The sequence below is a fragment of the Pseudoalteromonas sp. Angola-4 genome, assembly GCF_028599265.1.
In the GTDB taxonomy this organism is placed as follows: Bacteria; Pseudomonadota; Gammaproteobacteria; order Enterobacterales; family Alteromonadaceae; genus Pseudoalteromonas; species Pseudoalteromonas atlantica.
Genome location: NZ_JAQREK010000015.1, coordinates 101,952 through 115,653, shown reverse-complemented (window position 1 = coordinate 115,653; position 13,702 = coordinate 101,952). Strand labels below are relative to the sequence as shown.

General features: G+C 42.2%; 21 protein-coding genes. 3 read left to right on the top strand and 18 right to left on the bottom strand.

Going from position 1 to position 13,702, the window contains the following annotated elements; genetic code table 11:
• Window positions 1-629: 629 nt before the first annotated feature.
• The 18 genes from rplQ to PSH48_RS15985 all read right to left on the bottom strand — a co-directional run bounded on the left by rplQ (window position 630) and on the right by PSH48_RS15985 (window position 11,353).
• A complete protein-coding gene (gene rplQ / locus PSH48_RS16070) occupies window positions 630-1,031 on the bottom strand; it encodes a 50S ribosomal protein L17 (protein WP_004589197.1) in 402 nt (133 codons plus the stop codon).
• Between the two features lie 39 nt (window positions 1,032-1,070).
• On the bottom strand, window positions 1,071-2,057 hold the full coding sequence (locus PSH48_RS16065) for a DNA-directed RNA polymerase subunit alpha (protein WP_004589198.1): 987 nt from the start codon (window positions 2,055-2,057) through the stop codon (window positions 1,071-1,073).
• 24 nt (window positions 2,058-2,081) lie between these two features.
• Complete coding sequence (gene rpsD, locus PSH48_RS16060; RefSeq protein WP_004589199.1) at window positions 2,082-2,702, bottom strand: 30S ribosomal protein S4; 621 nt, start codon at window positions 2,700-2,702, stop codon at window positions 2,082-2,084.
• A 21-nt stretch (window positions 2,703-2,723) separates the two neighbouring features.
• Entirely contained in the window at window positions 2,724-3,110 is a 387-nt protein-coding gene (rpsK, locus tag PSH48_RS16055; protein WP_002959471.1) for a 30S ribosomal protein S11, read from the bottom strand.
• A gap of 12 nt (window positions 3,111-3,122) precedes the next feature.
• Window positions 3,123-3,479: a 30S ribosomal protein S13 gene (gene rpsM / locus PSH48_RS16050; protein WP_004589200.1), complete on the bottom strand. Its 357-nt coding sequence runs from the start codon at window positions 3,477-3,479 to the stop codon at window positions 3,123-3,125.
• A 125-nt stretch (window positions 3,480-3,604) separates the two neighbouring features.
• A complete protein-coding gene (gene rpmJ, locus PSH48_RS16045) occupies window positions 3,605-3,718 on the bottom strand; it encodes a 50S ribosomal protein L36 (protein ID WP_002959476.1) in 114 nt (37 codons plus the stop codon).
• Window positions 3,719-3,740: 22 nt separating this feature from the next.
• A complete protein-coding gene (gene secY, locus PSH48_RS16040; RefSeq protein ID WP_004589201.1) occupies window positions 3,741-5,069 on the bottom strand; it encodes a preprotein translocase subunit SecY in 1,329 nt (442 codons plus the stop codon).
• 10 nt (window positions 5,070-5,079) lie between these two features.
• Window positions 5,080-5,514: a 50S ribosomal protein L15 gene (rplO, locus tag PSH48_RS16035; RefSeq protein ID WP_004589202.1), complete on the bottom strand. Its 435-nt coding sequence runs from the start codon at window positions 5,512-5,514 to the stop codon at window positions 5,080-5,082.
• A 4-nt stretch (window positions 5,515-5,518) separates the two neighbouring features.
• On the bottom strand, window positions 5,519-5,701 hold the full coding sequence (rpmD, locus tag PSH48_RS16030) for a 50S ribosomal protein L30 (RefSeq protein ID WP_004589203.1): 183 nt from the start codon (window positions 5,699-5,701) through the stop codon (window positions 5,519-5,521).
• 2 nt (window positions 5,702-5,703) lie between these two features.
• Window positions 5,704-6,210, bottom strand: coding sequence for a 30S ribosomal protein S5 (gene rpsE / locus PSH48_RS16025; protein ID WP_004589204.1), 507 nt, complete (start codon window positions 6,208-6,210; stop codon window positions 5,704-5,706).
• A gap of 9 nt (window positions 6,211-6,219) precedes the next feature.
• Window positions 6,220-6,570: a 50S ribosomal protein L18 gene (gene rplR, locus PSH48_RS16020; protein WP_004589205.1), complete on the bottom strand. Its 351-nt coding sequence runs from the start codon at window positions 6,568-6,570 to the stop codon at window positions 6,220-6,222.
• Between the two features lie 9 nt (window positions 6,571-6,579).
• Entirely contained in the window at window positions 6,580-7,113 is a 534-nt protein-coding gene (gene rplF, locus PSH48_RS16015) for a 50S ribosomal protein L6 (RefSeq protein WP_004589206.1), read from the bottom strand.
• Between the two features lie 13 nt (window positions 7,114-7,126).
• Window positions 7,127-7,519: a 30S ribosomal protein S8 gene (gene rpsH, locus PSH48_RS16010; RefSeq protein ID WP_004589207.1), complete on the bottom strand. Its 393-nt coding sequence runs from the start codon at window positions 7,517-7,519 to the stop codon at window positions 7,127-7,129.
• Between the two features lie 21 nt (window positions 7,520-7,540).
• Window positions 7,541-7,846: a 30S ribosomal protein S14 gene (gene rpsN, locus PSH48_RS16005; protein ID WP_004589208.1), complete on the bottom strand. Its 306-nt coding sequence runs from the start codon at window positions 7,844-7,846 to the stop codon at window positions 7,541-7,543.
• A gap of 10 nt (window positions 7,847-7,856) precedes the next feature.
• On the bottom strand, window positions 7,857-8,396 hold the full coding sequence (gene rplE, locus PSH48_RS16000) for a 50S ribosomal protein L5 (protein WP_004589209.1): 540 nt from the start codon (window positions 8,394-8,396) through the stop codon (window positions 7,857-7,859).
• Between the two features lie 16 nt (window positions 8,397-8,412).
• Complete coding sequence (gene rplX, locus PSH48_RS15995; RefSeq protein WP_004589210.1) at window positions 8,413-8,727, bottom strand: 50S ribosomal protein L24; 315 nt, start codon at window positions 8,725-8,727, stop codon at window positions 8,413-8,415.
• Window positions 8,728-8,737: 10 nt separating this feature from the next.
• The gene (rplN, locus tag PSH48_RS15990; protein WP_004589211.1) at window positions 8,738-9,106 is read right to left on the bottom strand and encodes a 50S ribosomal protein L14; all 369 of its coding nucleotides are present in this window, start codon (window positions 9,104-9,106) and stop codon (window positions 8,738-8,740) included.
• A 276-nt stretch (window positions 9,107-9,382) separates the two neighbouring features.
• Window positions 9,383-11,353, bottom strand: a complete 1,971-nt coding sequence (locus PSH48_RS15985) for an AsmA family protein (RefSeq protein WP_273611868.1) — start codon at window positions 11,351-11,353, stop codon at window positions 9,383-9,385.
• Window positions 11,354-11,583: 230 nt separating this feature from the next.
• On the opposite strand from PSH48_RS15985, the gene PSH48_RS15980 reads away from it, so the two are divergent.
• The 3 genes from PSH48_RS15980 to PSH48_RS15970 all read left to right on the top strand — a co-directional run bounded on the left by PSH48_RS15980 (window position 11,584) and on the right by PSH48_RS15970 (window position 13,521).
• The gene (locus tag PSH48_RS15980; RefSeq protein WP_058403570.1) at window positions 11,584-12,003 is read left to right on the top strand and encodes a hypothetical protein; all 420 of its coding nucleotides are present in this window, start codon (window positions 11,584-11,586) and stop codon (window positions 12,001-12,003) included.
• Between the two features lie 8 nt (window positions 12,004-12,011).
• Window positions 12,012-12,212 (top strand): helix-turn-helix transcriptional regulator, encoded by a 201-nt coding sequence (locus PSH48_RS15975; protein ID WP_273608131.1) that lies wholly within the window; start codon window positions 12,012-12,014, stop codon window positions 12,210-12,212.
• Between the two features lie 145 nt (window positions 12,213-12,357).
• On the top strand, window positions 12,358-13,521 hold the full coding sequence (locus tag PSH48_RS15970; RefSeq protein WP_273611867.1) for a hypothetical protein: 1,164 nt from the start codon (window positions 12,358-12,360) through the stop codon (window positions 13,519-13,521).
• Window positions 13,522-13,702 lie beyond the last annotated feature (181 nt).

Below are 13,702 nucleotides of genomic sequence, written 5' to 3'. Positions count from 1 at the left end.
TGCGATTAAAGCGTTAAACTTTATCTCGCTAGGGCTGCGCATCTTACGCTTTCCTATTTTTTTGTCAACACTTAATTTTGTTAAACTTGAAAGTTTTTAAAACTAAGTTTTACTCGACTCACTAAGTGGTTTGCTTGCCTCGCTAAGCGTTGCCTGCTCTGCCGTCTCAGTGGGGTCGCATTATAGGGAGATCCGAAAACAGATCAACCCTTTTTTGAAGAAAACTTGAAATAAATGACTACTCGCTGAGTATTTGAGCTAAACGCTCAAAAACCCTACTAAAAGTAGCCTTAAGCCCACTAAATTAGCGAGTAAAAATTATATATCTCTGTTTGATTGGCCGATTTGCTTTATCATTATCCAAATTACATTGTACATCTACAGCCTGGGGTATGTTTTACAAACCTTATACACTCGACTTATAGGGTTACCGCTTAATTAAGCTTTTTGAGAGTGCAGGCTTTATAACTACATTGGTTTAACAGAATGAAGGTAATAGGTAATAGGTAATAGGTAATAGGTAATAGGTAATAGGTAATAGGTAATAGGTAATTATTTGGAGGGATGTCAAATTTTAGGCATTAAAAAGCCGAGCATTAAGCTCGGCTTTTTGGTGTCTCTTTAAAGACTTACTCTGCAGACTGCGCGTCTTCTTGAACTTCTTCGTTAGTCGCTGGGCGACCTACTAGTTCAATATAAGCCATTGGTGCATTATCACCAGCACGGAAGCCACACTTAAGAATACGAGTGTAACCACCTGGACGGTCTGTATTACGAGGACCGATTTCGCTGAACAATTTACCAACTACTTCATTATCACGCGTGCGAGCAAACGCTAAACGGCGATTTGCTACACTGTCAGTCTTAGCCAGTGTGATTAAAGGTTCAATTACACGGCGTAACTCTTTCGCTTTAGGCAAAGTAGTTTTGATGATTTCATGTTTCACCAAAGAACCTGCCATATTGCTGAACATCGCTTTACGATGGCTACTGTTACGGTTTAATTGACGACCACTCTTACGATGGCGCATGACCCTATCCTTCTAACTAAACTAATATAGTGATTTAGATTATTCAGCTAGGCTTGCAGGCGGCCAATTTTCTAGGCGCATGCCTAGAGAAAGACCACGTGAAGCTAGCACGTCTTTTATTTCAGTTAGAGACTTCTTGCCTAGGTTAGGCGTTTTAAGAAGCTCAACTTCAGTGCGCTGAACTAAATCACCGATATATTGAATTTGCTCGGCTTTCAAACAGTTTGCTGAACGTACTGTTAGTTCAAGATCATCAACTGGACGAAGTAGAATAGGATCGAATTCTGGCTTCTCTTCTTTCTCTTCTGGCTCAGTTACATCACGTAAATCTACGAATGCATCTAATTGCTCAGCTAAGATAGTAGACGCACGGCGGATCGCTTCTTCAGGATCTAAAGTGCCGTTTGTTTCCATATCAATGATTAACTTGTCTAAGTCTGTACGTTGCTCAACACGGGCTGATTCAACCGAGTACGCAATACGTTCAACTGGGCTGAATGATGCATCAAGCAGCAATCGACCAATTGGACGCTCATCGTCATCAGAGGATAAACGACTAGATGCCGGCACATAACCACGACCACGCTCAACACGAATACGCATGCTGATCTCGCTGCTATCTGTCGTTAAATGACAAATAACGTGATCTGGATTAGCAATTGTTACATCGCCATCGTGCTGAATATCAGCCGCAGTCACAGGGCCTACACCAGATTTAGTCAGGGTCAGAAAAACTTCATCTTTGCCTTCTAACGTTACTGCTAGACCTTTTAGGTTTAGTAGTATTTCAATGATGTCTTCTTGTACGCCTTCTTTCGCGCTGTACTCATGCAATACACCGTCGATTTCAACTTCAGTTACTGCACATCCAGGCATAGATGATAACAGTATACGGCGTAAGGCATTACCCAGAGTATGGCCAAAGCCACGCTCTAGTGGTTCTAAAACTACTTTAGAACGCGTTGGGTTGATAGCGTCGATATCGACTAACCTTGGTTTTAGAAATTCTGTAACAGAACCCTGCATTTTATCCTCTCTTAACTCTTAACTTTACTTAGAGTAAAGTTCGACGATTAGTTGTTCATTAATGTCCGCAGACAGATCTGAACGCTCAGGTAGGCGCTTAAAGCTACCTTCCAATTTCTTACCGTCAACTTCAACCCAAGTCGGCTTTTCACGTTGCTCAGCCAACTCTAGAGCAGCGATGATACGTGCTTGTGTTTTAGACTTCTCACGGATTACTACAGTATCTTCTGGAGCAATTACGTATGAAGGAATGTTCACAACACGACCATTAACTAAAATCGCTTTGTGGCTTACTAACTGACGTGCTTCAGCGCGTGTGCTAGCAAAACCCATGCGATATACAACATTGTCTAAACGTTGCTCTAAAAGCTGTAACAAGTTTTCACCTGTATTACCTTTAAGGCGAGCAGCTTCTTTGTAGTAATTACGGAATTGCTTTTCTAATACACCGTAGATACGACGTACTTTTTGCTTTTCACGTAATTGTAAACCGTAATCAGATAAGCGACCTTTACGAGCGCCGTGCTGACCAGGTGCAGTCTCAAGTTTACACTTAGAGTCGATAGCTCTTACGCCGCTCTTAAGGAACAGGTCAGTACCTTCACGACGACTCAGCTTGAGCTTAGGGCCCAAATATCTTGCCATGTTATTTCTCCTAACCTATTGTTAAACGCGACGTTTCTTCGGTGGACGACAACCATTGTGTGGTATTGGCGTCACGTCAGTAATGTTGGTGATACGGTAACCAGCAGCATTCAAAGCACGTACAGCAGATTCACGACCTGGACCTGGACCTTTAATGAAAACTTCTAGATTTTTTAAACCGTATTCTTGAGCAGCAGTACCTGCACGCTCTGCAGCAACCTGAGCAGCAAATGGTGTAGATTTACGTGAACCACGGAAACCTGAACCACCGGCAGTAGCCCATGATAGTGCATTACCTTGACGGTCGGTAATTGTTACAATAGTGTTGTTGAAAGACGCATGAACATGAGCCATACCATCAGCAACTTGCTTTTTAACCTTTTTACGACGAATTGGTGTCTTAGCCATAATACTATCCCCTTATCGCTTAATAGGCTTACGAGGACCCTTACGGGTACGCGCGTTAGTCTTTGTTCTTTGACCACGTAGTGGTAAAGAGCGACGGTGACGTAGGCCACGGAAACAACCAAGGTCCATAAGGCGCTTGATATTTAGAGTAACTTCACGACGAAGGTCACCTTCTACAGTGTACTTGCCAACTGCATCACGCAGTACGTCAAGAGTTTCGTCTGAAAGTTCACCGATTTTTGTGGTCTCGGCGATACCAGTCGCTTCTAAGATAGCCTTAGAGCGAGTCTTACCTATGCCATAAATAGCTGTTAAACCAATAACTGCATGTTTATGATCAGGGACGTTAATGCCAGCGATACGGGCCACTAACACATCTCCTATATTTGAATTTGGTAATCAAAAGTTTGAAAAGCCCGTAAGGATACTCAAACGAAGACCAAATCACAACTAAAAACACAGGCCGAGAAATCTCAGCCTGCACGACTGTTTACTTAGCCTTGCCTTTGCTTATGCTTAGGCTCACTGCAAATTACGCGTACTACACCAGCACGTTTAATAACTTTACAGTTACGGCATATTTTCTTAACGGAAGCACGTACTTTCATTGCTCAACTCCGTAAACTGACCTTATCGGCCGTAGCCTTTAAGGTTCGCTTTTTTCAGCACAGAATCATACTGATGTGACATCAGGTGAGTCTGTACTTGTGCCATAAAGTCCATGATTACTACAACGATAATCAAAATTGATGTACCGCCGAAATAGAATGGCGTTTGCCATGCCATAGTCATGAATTCGGGCACCAGACAGATAAAGGTTATATACAAAGCACCTGCCAATGTCAGGCGTGTCATCACTTTATCAATGTATTTAGATGTCTGCTCACCTGGACGAATACCTGGGATAAATGCGCCAGATTTCTTCAGGTTGTCTGCTGTCTCACGCGGGTTAAAAACCAACGCTGTGTAGAAAAAGCAGAAGAAGATGATAGCTGCTGCTAGCACCATCGCATACAAAGGCTGACCTGGAGTCAACGTTGTTGCAATAGCTTGTAGCACATCAGCGACCGGACCTTCACCCTGGCCGAACCAGCTTGCAATTGTACCAGGGAACAGAATTATACTGCTAGCGAAGATTGGTGGAATAACACCCGCCATGTTTACTTTTAGTGGTAAATGCGTGCTTTGAGCAGCAAATACTTGACGACCTTGTTGGCGTTTAGCGTAGTTAACAACGATACGACGTTGTCCACGTTCGAAAAACACTACAAGATAAGTAACAGCGAATACTATAACCGCAACCATCAACAGTACAAAAACATTCAAATCACCTTGGCGCGCCATTTCGGCTGTCGAACCAATAGCAGACGGCAGGTTAGCTACAATACCAACAAATATTAGAACTGAGATACCGTTACCGATACCGCGTTCTGTTATTTGTTCGCCCAACCACATTAGGAACATAGTACCAGTTACTAAACTCACCACTGCGGTGAAATAGAAACCGAGACCCGGGTTAACAACTAACCCTTCCATCATGCCCGGTAAGCTAGTTGCAATACCGATTGATTGGATAGTAGCAAGCACAAGCGTGCCATAGCGTGTGTACTGGCTAATTTTTTTACGCCCTTGCTCACCTTCTTTCTTAAGCTCTATAAACGGAGGATACATATGCGTTAATAGTTGCGTAATAATCGAAGCCGAGATATACGGCATAATACCCAGTGCTAACACTGAAGCTCGCTCAAGCGCACCACCGCTAAACATGTTGAACATCTCAACAATGGTGCCCTTTTGTTGCTCGAAGAAATCGGCAAGTACAGCGGCGTCAATCCCAGGGATTGGCACAAATGAACCTAGACGGTAAATAATGATAGCACCTAAAACAAATAGTAATCGACGCTTCAATTCCGAAAGTCCACTTTGTGCACTTTGTGTATCTTGACCTGGTTTAGCCATTAGTACTTCCTTAGTCTTCTACCTTGCCTCCGGCAGCTTCAATAGCTTCGCGAGCACCTTTAGAAGCCTTAAGGCCTTTAACGGTAACAGCGCGTGAAACTTCGCCAGATTTAACAACTTTAACGAACAGAACGTTCTTTTTAACTAGACCAGCTGCTTGTAACGCGTTTAGGTCTACCACATCGCCTTCAACTTTAGCGATTTCAAAAAGGTTTACTTCTGCAGATACTAACGATTTGCGTGAAGTGAAACCAAATTTAGGTAGACGACGTTGCATAGGCATTTGACCGCCTTCAAAACCAACGCGTACTTTACCGCCAGAACGTGATTTTTGACCTTTGTGACCACGGCCACCAGTCTTACCAAGACCAGAACCGATACCACGACCAACACGTTTTGGAGCAGTTTTAGAACCTGCAGCAGGTGAAAGTGTATTCAAATGCATGAAATTAACCCTCTACCTTAACCATGTAAGAAACTCGGTTGATCATACCACGCACACATGCTGTGTCTTCTAACTCAACAGTGTGGTTGATACGACGTAAACCAAGACCGCGTAATGTAGCTTTATGCTTCGGTAAACGACCGATAGAGCTCTTTACTTGTGTTACTTTTACAGTTTTATTTGCCATGGTTACCCCAGAATTTCGTCTACGCGCAGACCACGTTTAGCAGCGATTGACTCAGGAGAATTCATGTTCTCTAGAGCTTGAATCGTTGCACGTACTACGTTGATCGGGTTGGTAGAACCGTAACATTTAGAAAGTACGTTCTGCACACCAGTAACTTCTAGTACTGCACGCATAGCACCACCTGCGATGATACCAGTACCTTCAGATGCTGGTTTCATGAACACTTGTGAGCCAGCATGACGTCCTTTAACAGGATGCTGTAATGTGTTGCCATTTAGGTCTACATTGATCATGTTGCGACGTGCTTTTTCCATTGCTTTTTGAATAGCAGCTGGAACTTCACGAGCTTTACCATAACCAAAACCTACTTTACCTGCGCCATCACCAACTACAGTTAGTGCAGTGAAGCTAAAGATACGACCACCTTTAACTACTTTAGACACACGGTTTACCGCGATTAGCTTTTCAGCTAAATCAGGCTGTTGTTGCTTTGCTTCTACGTTAGCCATTGTCTACTCCTAGAATTGCAAACCGGCTTCACGCGCAGCATCAGCTAGCGCCTTCACACGGCCGTGATATTTAAAGCCACTGCGATCAAAAGCAATCTTTTCGATGCCTTTGTCAGCCGCACGTTCTGCAACCGCTTTACCAACTGCTTGTGCAGCTGAAACGTTGCCTGTGCCTTTAACTGTTTCGCTAATAGCTTTCTCAACAGTAGAAGCAGCAGCCAGTACAGTACCCTCAGCATTAACTACTTGAGCGTAAATGTGACGTGGCGTGCGGTGGATAACAAGACGCGTTGTGCCTTGTTCAATATAATTTCTACGAGTGCGTTTAGCACGACGTAGACGAGCTGTTTTTTTATCCATCGTCTTACCTTACTTCTTCTTAGCCTCTTTACGGCGTACATTCTCATCTGAATAACGAACACCTTTACCTTTATAAGGCTCAGGTTTACGGTATGCACGAATGTTAGCAGCTGTTTGACCAACTAACTGCTTATCTACGCCCTTAACTAGAACTTCTGTTTGGCTTGGAGTTTCAATCGTAATTCCCTCAGGAACTTCGAAATTAACTGGGTGCGAGAAACCAAGTGTTAAGTCTAAAACTTTACCCTTAGCTGCAGCACGGTAACCAACACCTACTAACTGAAGTTTCTTCTCGTAACCTTCATGCGTACCAACAACCATGTTGTTGATTAGAGCGCGAGCAGTACCTGCTTGAGCCCATGCATTAGCTACGCCTTCACGAGGTAAAGTTGTAATAACGTTGTCGTTAACTTGTACTTCAACAGCGTTGTTGATAGTACGAGTAAGTTCACCGTTTTTGCCTTTAACTGTGATGTCCTGGCCTTTTAATGTAACTTCTACACCGGCAGGAACATTGATTGGTGCCTTTGCTATGCGAGACATAGTTCCCCTCCGATTAAGCTACAAAGCCAATGATTTCACCACCAACACCAGCACTACGTGCTGCGCGGTCTGTCATTAGGCCTTTAGAAGTTGATACGATAGCGATACCAAGACCACCCATTACCTTCGGTAATTCGTCACGTTTCTTATAGATACGTAGACCAGGGCGGCTAACACGCTGGATATTTTCAATTACAGCTTTGCCTTCGAAGTATTTCAACTCGATAGAAAGCTCAGGTTTCGCTTCGCTGTTTACAGCGAAATCTGCGATGTAACCTTCGTCTTTTAATACTTTAGCTACTGCTACTTTCAGCTTTGAAGTTGGCATCGTTACAGATACTTTCTTCGCTGATTGACCGTTACGGATACGTGTAAACAAATCCGCGATAGGATCTTGCAAGCTCATAGTCTTACTCCCGTGATACTATTACCAGCTAGCCTTTTTAAGGCCAGGAATTTCACCGCGCATAGCTGCTTCGCGAACTTTAATACGGCTCATGCCGAATTTGCGAAGGAAACCATGTGGGCGGCCCGTAATGTTACAACGATTACGTTGACGTGCAGGGCTAGAATCACGTGGTAAAGCTTGAAGCTTAAGTACCGCGTCCCAACGATCATCTTCAGATGCGTTAACATCGCTGATGATAGCTTTTAGTGCTGCACGCTTTTCAGCGTACTGAGCAACTAGTTTAGTGCGCTTTGCTTCGCGCGCTTTCATAGAATTCTTTGCCATAACCCTACCCTTATTTCTTGAATGGGAAGTTAAACGCTTCTAACAACGCACGGCCTTCCTCATCAGATTTCGCAGAAGTTGTGATTGTGATATCCATACCGCGTACACGGTCTACTTTATCGTAATCAATTTCTGGGAAGATGATTTGTTCACGTACGCCCATGCTGTAGTTACCACGTCCATCAAAAGACTTAGCACTCACACCACGGAAGTCACGGATACGTGGGATAGCGATTGATACCAAACGCTCAAAAAAGTCCCACATACGCTCGCCGCGTAAGGTTACTTTACAGCCTATTGGGTAGCCTTCACGCACTTTGAAGCCAGCAACAGATTTGCGTGCTTTAGTGATTAAAGGTTTCTGACCAGCGATAGCTTCTAGATCCGCAACAGCGTTATCTAAAATCTTCTTGTCAGCTAGGGCTTCGCCCACGCCCATATTTAATGTGATCTTTTCGATCTGAGGGACTTGCATGACAGAGCTGAAACCAAACTTCTCTTGAAGCTCAGCAACTACTTTGTCTTTATATACTTCATGCAGTTTCGCCATCATTCTACTCCAACTATTAGATAGTTTTACCAGTAGATTTAAAGATACGTAATTTCTTACCATCTTCAATCTTGAAACCTACACGATCTGCTTTACTCGTTTCCGAGTTGTAGATCGCAACGTTTGATACGTCGATAGACGCTTCTTTCTCAACAATGCCGCCAGCTTGGTTCAATTGTGGAACCGGCTTTTGGTGTTTCTTGATTAAGTTAATGCCTTCGACAAATACTCGACCAGACTCGGTAACAACTGAAAGCACTTTGCCGCGCTTACCTTTGTCTTTACCTGCTAGTACGATTACTTCGTCATCACGACGGATTTTTGCTGCCATGATAGACTCCTTACAGTACTTCTGGGGCTAGTGAAACAATTTTCATGAACTTATCATTACGAAGTTCACGAGTCACAGGGCCGAAGATACGAGTACCAATTGGCTGCAAGTTATCATTTAAGATAACAGCCGCATTGCTATCGAAACGGATCAGAGAACCGTCCGGACGACGAACGCCTTTTTTGGTACGCACAACTACCGCGTTTTTAACATCACCTTTCTTCACTTTACCGCGAGGAATAGCTTCTTTCACAGAAACTTTAATGATATCGCCAACTGCCGCATAGCGACGGTGTGAACCACCAAGGACTTTTATACACTGCACTTTGCGAGCGCCGCTGTTATCAGCAACTTCCAGCTGAGTTTGCATTTGGATCATGTTAATGACCTCCGGTGTAGTAATTACAACTTGCCTTAAATTTGTTTAAAATCAAGGCACTTCGATTAAATCCCACTCAAAAAACAACAGAGTTGTCTCTTAAGGGCGGGCAATTGTACCAGCATTGGCTAGTGAGTGGTAGGTTATTTTTTAATTAATTTAAGGGAAGGACAGATTAAAACTGAGTAAAAACCGCTATGTAGCTATTTTACAAGTGGTTATAAAACAATCAAGGCGCAAATAGCGCCTTAATTATTCATTAGTGGGGTTTAATAGTTAGCCAAATAAACCTTTTAGTTTATCTTTAACTTTGTCCTTGGCTTTTTCTTTTGCTTTCTCTTTGGCGTCATCGAGCTTTTGCTTTGCTTCATCTCTAAGCGCGTTGCTTACATCTAGCTTAAAGCCAACGTCATGAAATGGGCCTTCTATACGCAGTGGGATTTTAAAGCCTGTACTATCATCTGTAGTGCCTTGCCCTTCAATCGAATCAACAATGCCGGTCACTAAGCGATAATCAACATTGGTTTTAGGCAAATCTACATCGCCCTCACCTGTAATACGAATAAGTGGGCTCATCAGCGATAGGTCGTTATTATGGCCCACGCCATTAGTAAAGTTAAAGCTACCGGTGAGCGCAGAAAAATCTGTTTGCTCTGATTCTTCAAAGCCTGTATCAAGCCCTTCACTCACAGCACCAAGATTACCCGTAATAAGCTCTTTGCCTTTGCGAACCATCTCAGCCACGTTTGCGCCTTTAACAGCACCATCGGCAAATTCAAAGCTAACCTTACCATTTAATGCATTAATGAAGGTTTTTTGACTTTGCCCAGTTGTGGTTAAATTCCAATTTAATGACCCTTTACCCATAAGCTTATCAAAGCCAGCTGCATCAGTGAGTAACGGTTGTGCGTCTATGTCGGCTAAATCAAAATTTGTGCTTATTTTATACGGCGTTTGCTGCGCATTTATGTTGATAACCCCTTTACCAGTGCCCTCATATGCTTTAAAGCTATCTAAGCTTAATTTAGCAACGCTGTTATTTAAATCGACTGTAAATTGATTAGCACCTAGCTCAATATCGTTAGCTTTTAAACCGCTTGAGCGAATAACTACATTAGCATTAAGTGCATTTAATGCGCTTAAATCAATTTTAGTATCGTCCCAAACAATCGGCTGCGCGGCTTTAGGTTCTTCGCTTTGCGGCGCTTGCTGCTTAGCGACTACCTCCGGTAAGTAGGGATTCAAATCAAGCATACCTAGGTCTATATCAGCATTAACCGCTAGTTTATTTCCTAAGTTTACTTCACTTTTTCCTTTAATCTCTAATTCATCTAGGGTAGCAATCAGCTCTTCTAAGTTAAACGTATCATCTATAAGATGCATTTTACCGTTTACACTAAACGCATTAAATGCATTTTCTTTAGCGTTTAAGTCTACCCCTTGCCAAGTTGCTAGCTCTTTAACAGAGTCGCCACTTAGCGCTAACTCGCCTTTTATATCTTTACCTTGGCGAGCAATACTGCCGTTAAAAGTAAGATCGACCAAGCTAGAGTCTACGCTTTGAGTAACCTCAAACGTCGCCCCTTCAATTGCTTTTGCCGGCGTATCAAGTTTTACATCAAGCTCAAAGCGCTCTTGCATATATGTAATGCCGCCTTTGATCTCTAGTGTCTTACGTAGTGAAGGAAGTAAAATAGCCAATTCCAAGTCACTAATTTGCTGTTTAGCGCCTGTTTGCCCATCTAGGTAAGTAAACGTACCACCGTAAATAGCCACTTCACCTAACTCTATATCAAAGTTCTCTGGTAGTTTAACAGCCTTACCTGATTGAGTTTGCTCTTGCGACTGCTCTGCTACAGCATCAAACAACTGCCAGTTAGCTTTACCGTTTTTATCAGTTTCTAATAAAATATTGGGCTCGTTAATAACAAACTTATCAAGTTTGAATTCGCCGCCAAATAACGATAACCATGGTATATGCACAGCTAATTGCTCCATACTTGCCATGTCGTCGCGCGAGCCTGTCTGCATGTTTGCAAAGTGCACATCGTTAAGCTCTAACTTTAATGCAGGAAATACACTAAGCGTTTTATCACCTTTAATAGTAAGTGTGCGCCCTGTTGTTTTTTCAACCTGCTCAGATACTTTATTAAAAATAGTATCGGTTGGAATTAAAAACGGAGCGGCAATAATTAACGCAATACAAAGTAAGAGTATTACACCAACAATTTTGAGTAAGGTCTTCATGATCATCCTTTCAAACGTGCAAATAATGTTCTTATCATAGCGAGTGTTAGCTTTAAAATCATTGTCGTTGTGATAAAAAAGCACTTTATTAAATATTACCGTCTTATCCTGAATCGCCCCTGAAACATTTTGATACCTTTAGGTTACAAAAAAATAGTGACACTGTGAAACCTATAGGTTACATTGATACCTGTAGGTTACATAATGTAAATTTTAAAAGGAAATGAGATATGTCGAATCATGATATTAAAAATGAAGAAAAGTTTATGGGCCAAAATGCTTGGTTCTCATTATTCATGGGAGTCACTTTATTAATCATCAGTGTTTACCCACTGCTTACTCAAACATCAGCCCCACTATTGTTTTTTGGCACTGCTGCCTTTTTAGGTTCATTCTGTATGTTTGTGATCAGAGGCGGGTTTACATGGAAAATGAAATACCACCTTACCTACAAAGATGAGTACTTAAACACTATCGACACTATTGCCTATAAACATGTAGTTCTTGGTTTACTTTTTAGTATGGGTGGCGTGTATTTATTCTCAGATGATTTGGCTTTAGAAGTGTCTCACACCATGATGGCCTCGTTTTACCTTGCTGTAATGTGTTTAATATACGGCGTATCAATTCTTTGGCAAAGCAAAGATTAGGAGCAAAAGTGCAAAATCAAATTGCAAAATACCGTAAAGAAGCAGGCCTTTCGCAGCAAGAGTTAGCAGATCTAATTGCAGTTTCACGTAAAACTATAAGTACTGTGGAAACGGCAAGGTTTACTCCTTCGGTAATAATTGCGCTTAAAATAGCGAGGCACTTTAATACTTCTGTTGAAAGCTTGTTTACGCTGCAAGAGCATGATTAAACCTCGGCAATCATGGTGCTTATATTAAGCATCATGATTGCATCCCTTGAATTGTTAGGTATGATGCACGGCCCTGTTGCTATTGGCGTATTTGCGCTAAAATAAAGCAGCTAAAAAATGTATCTACTCGGAGACTCTACAAGGCATGAAAAAACTGCTAATTTCACCGTCAAAAATGGCGCTAGGCGAACAAGAAAGTCAAATTTACCAAAACATCTTGAAGCAAGCTTCAGAACTAAGCCTAAACCTAATGGCCGTGAAAGTAGAAAACCACCCAGAGGATTTTTTAGGCTGGTGTTATGAGCTGCTAAGTGCAAGTAAAGACCGTATAAATTACGATTTACTAGAGCCACAACAACTGCCAGTTTTAAAAAAGCTGCACGACCAGCTAACCTCAGCAATTAGCTTTTTACAGCTTAAAACACTACGTGTAGCACCTTGGCCTGTTATTAGTATGTTTGTAGAGCAACATAAAAAACTTATTGCACTGGACGAACAGCTTCGCCTTACCACGTATTTGCACAGCATTCGTGAGCAAGCACTAAAAGATATGATCCCAGAGGATTTACTGGCATTTAGTGGTAAACACACTGCCACGCTCGACCCAAGCACCTATAACTTTGATGTTGAATGGTTCGCATCAACAAAAAGTGCAAAGGGTTTTCATCAAATGCTAGCCGACTTGCCTGGCGCGTTTGACGATGCACTTGCTAACATCCCGCTTGAAGGTGATGTGAGCGAAGCTGATTACCAACAGTTTGTTGTTGCTTATTTACTTGCCTTTAACGGTAGCGATGAAAAACCAACCCTTGCTCCTGCTACACGTTTATTAGCAATGCGCCGCCCAGATGTATTTACGCCAATTAGTAATAGCCGTCTTGATGCATTATGCGCAGCTTTAGGTATTACAAAATTAAACAATCGCGACTTTGAGCGCTACTGGCAAGATATAGTACAAAGCATTCATGCTATGTCGTGGTTTAAAATGGCTAAAGGCAGCAATGAACTAGAAGAGCAACTAGTTAGTATAAAAGCGTTATTACCGTGCTTTTTTTACTATGCAGATGCCAGCACGGCCGACAACTCAAATTATATTAAGCTATTAAATAAACCTAAACGCAGCACAACAAGTGCAGGAAAACCACAGCGCAGAGGTAAAGAGTCAGCCGAAATACTTGTAGACCGTGCACTTGCAGCCGATGACATTCCCGAGCATATTCGTAGCAAACGCGACTCTATTATTAGCGAAGTACAAAAAGGCCGCGGAGTAAACGAAACAATTAGTCTTATGCGCACTATATTTGGCTAAATCTACCTAACCTAACTGTATTTTTCTGGTGCATTTAGGTTAATTTATGCACCAGCAGTGTGCGTTTTTTAATTAACCTCCTCAATCATTCCCTCTTCTAGAACTTCTCAACATATTGTTTTATAAAAGTAAAAAAACAGTTTTATAGAAATTATTTTAAGCTGGCACATACAGTGCAATT

What these genes read in the sequence shown, in the direction of transcription:
- rplQ (WP_004589197.1), bottom strand. Translation starts at nt 1,031, where the DNA reads ATGCGCCATCGTAAGAGTGGTCGTCAATTAAACCGTAACAGTAGCCAT.
- rpsE (WP_004589204.1), bottom strand. Translation starts at nt 6,210, where the DNA reads ATGGCTAACGTAGAAGCAAAGCAACAACAGCCTGATTTAGCTGAAAAG.
- rpmD (WP_004589203.1), bottom strand. Translation starts at nt 5,701, where the DNA reads ATGGCAAATAAAACTGTAAAAGTAACACAAGTAAAGAGCTCTATCGGT.
- rplO (WP_004589202.1), bottom strand. Translation starts at nt 5,514, where the DNA reads ATGCATTTGAATACACTTTCACCTGCTGCAGGTTCTAAAACTGCTCCA.
- rplE (WP_004589209.1), bottom strand. Translation starts at nt 8,396, where the DNA reads ATGGCGAAACTGCATGAAGTATATAAAGACAAAGTAGTTGCTGAGCTT.
- rplR (WP_004589205.1), bottom strand. Translation starts at nt 6,570, where the DNA reads ATGGATAAAAAAACAGCTCGTCTACGTCGTGCTAAACGCACTCGTAGA.
- rplX (WP_004589210.1), bottom strand. Translation starts at nt 8,727, where the DNA reads ATGGCAGCAAAAATCCGTCGTGATGACGAAGTAATCGTACTAGCAGGT.
- PSH48_RS15985 (WP_273611868.1), bottom strand. Translation starts at nt 11,353, where the DNA reads ATGAAGACCTTACTCAAAATTGTTGGTGTAATACTCTTACTTTGTATT.
- PSH48_RS15970 (WP_273611867.1), top strand. Translation starts at nt 12,358, where the DNA reads ATGAAAAAACTGCTAATTTCACCGTCAAAAATGGCGCTAGGCGAACAA.
- rplF (WP_004589206.1), bottom strand. Translation starts at nt 7,113, where the DNA reads ATGTCTCGCATAGCAAAGGCACCAATCAATGTTCCTGCCGGTGTAGAA.
- rpsD (WP_004589199.1), bottom strand. Translation starts at nt 2,702, where the DNA reads ATGGCAAGATATTTGGGCCCTAAGCTCAAGCTGAGTCGTCGTGAAGGT.
- rpsH (WP_004589207.1), bottom strand. Translation starts at nt 7,519, where the DNA reads ATGAGCTTGCAAGATCCTATCGCGGATTTGTTTACACGTATCCGTAAC.
- rplN (WP_004589211.1), bottom strand. Translation starts at nt 9,106, where the DNA reads ATGATCCAAATGCAAACTCAGCTGGAAGTTGCTGATAACAGCGGCGCT.
- rpsN (WP_004589208.1), bottom strand. Translation starts at nt 7,846, where the DNA reads ATGGCAAAGAATTCTATGAAAGCGCGCGAAGCAAAGCGCACTAAACTA.
- PSH48_RS16065 (WP_004589198.1), bottom strand. Translation starts at nt 2,057, where the DNA reads ATGCAGGGTTCTGTTACAGAATTTCTAAAACCAAGGTTAGTCGATATC.
- rpmJ (WP_002959476.1), bottom strand. Translation starts at nt 3,718, where the DNA reads ATGAAAGTACGTGCTTCCGTTAAGAAAATATGCCGTAACTGTAAAGTT.
- rpsK (WP_002959471.1), bottom strand. Translation starts at nt 3,110, where the DNA reads ATGGCTAAGACACCAATTCGTCGTAAAAAGGTTAAAAAGCAAGTTGCT.
- PSH48_RS15980 (WP_058403570.1), top strand. Translation starts at nt 11,584, where the DNA reads ATGTCGAATCATGATATTAAAAATGAAGAAAAGTTTATGGGCCAAAAT.
- secY (WP_004589201.1), bottom strand. Translation starts at nt 5,069, where the DNA reads ATGGCTAAACCAGGTCAAGATACACAAAGTGCACAAAGTGGACTTTCG.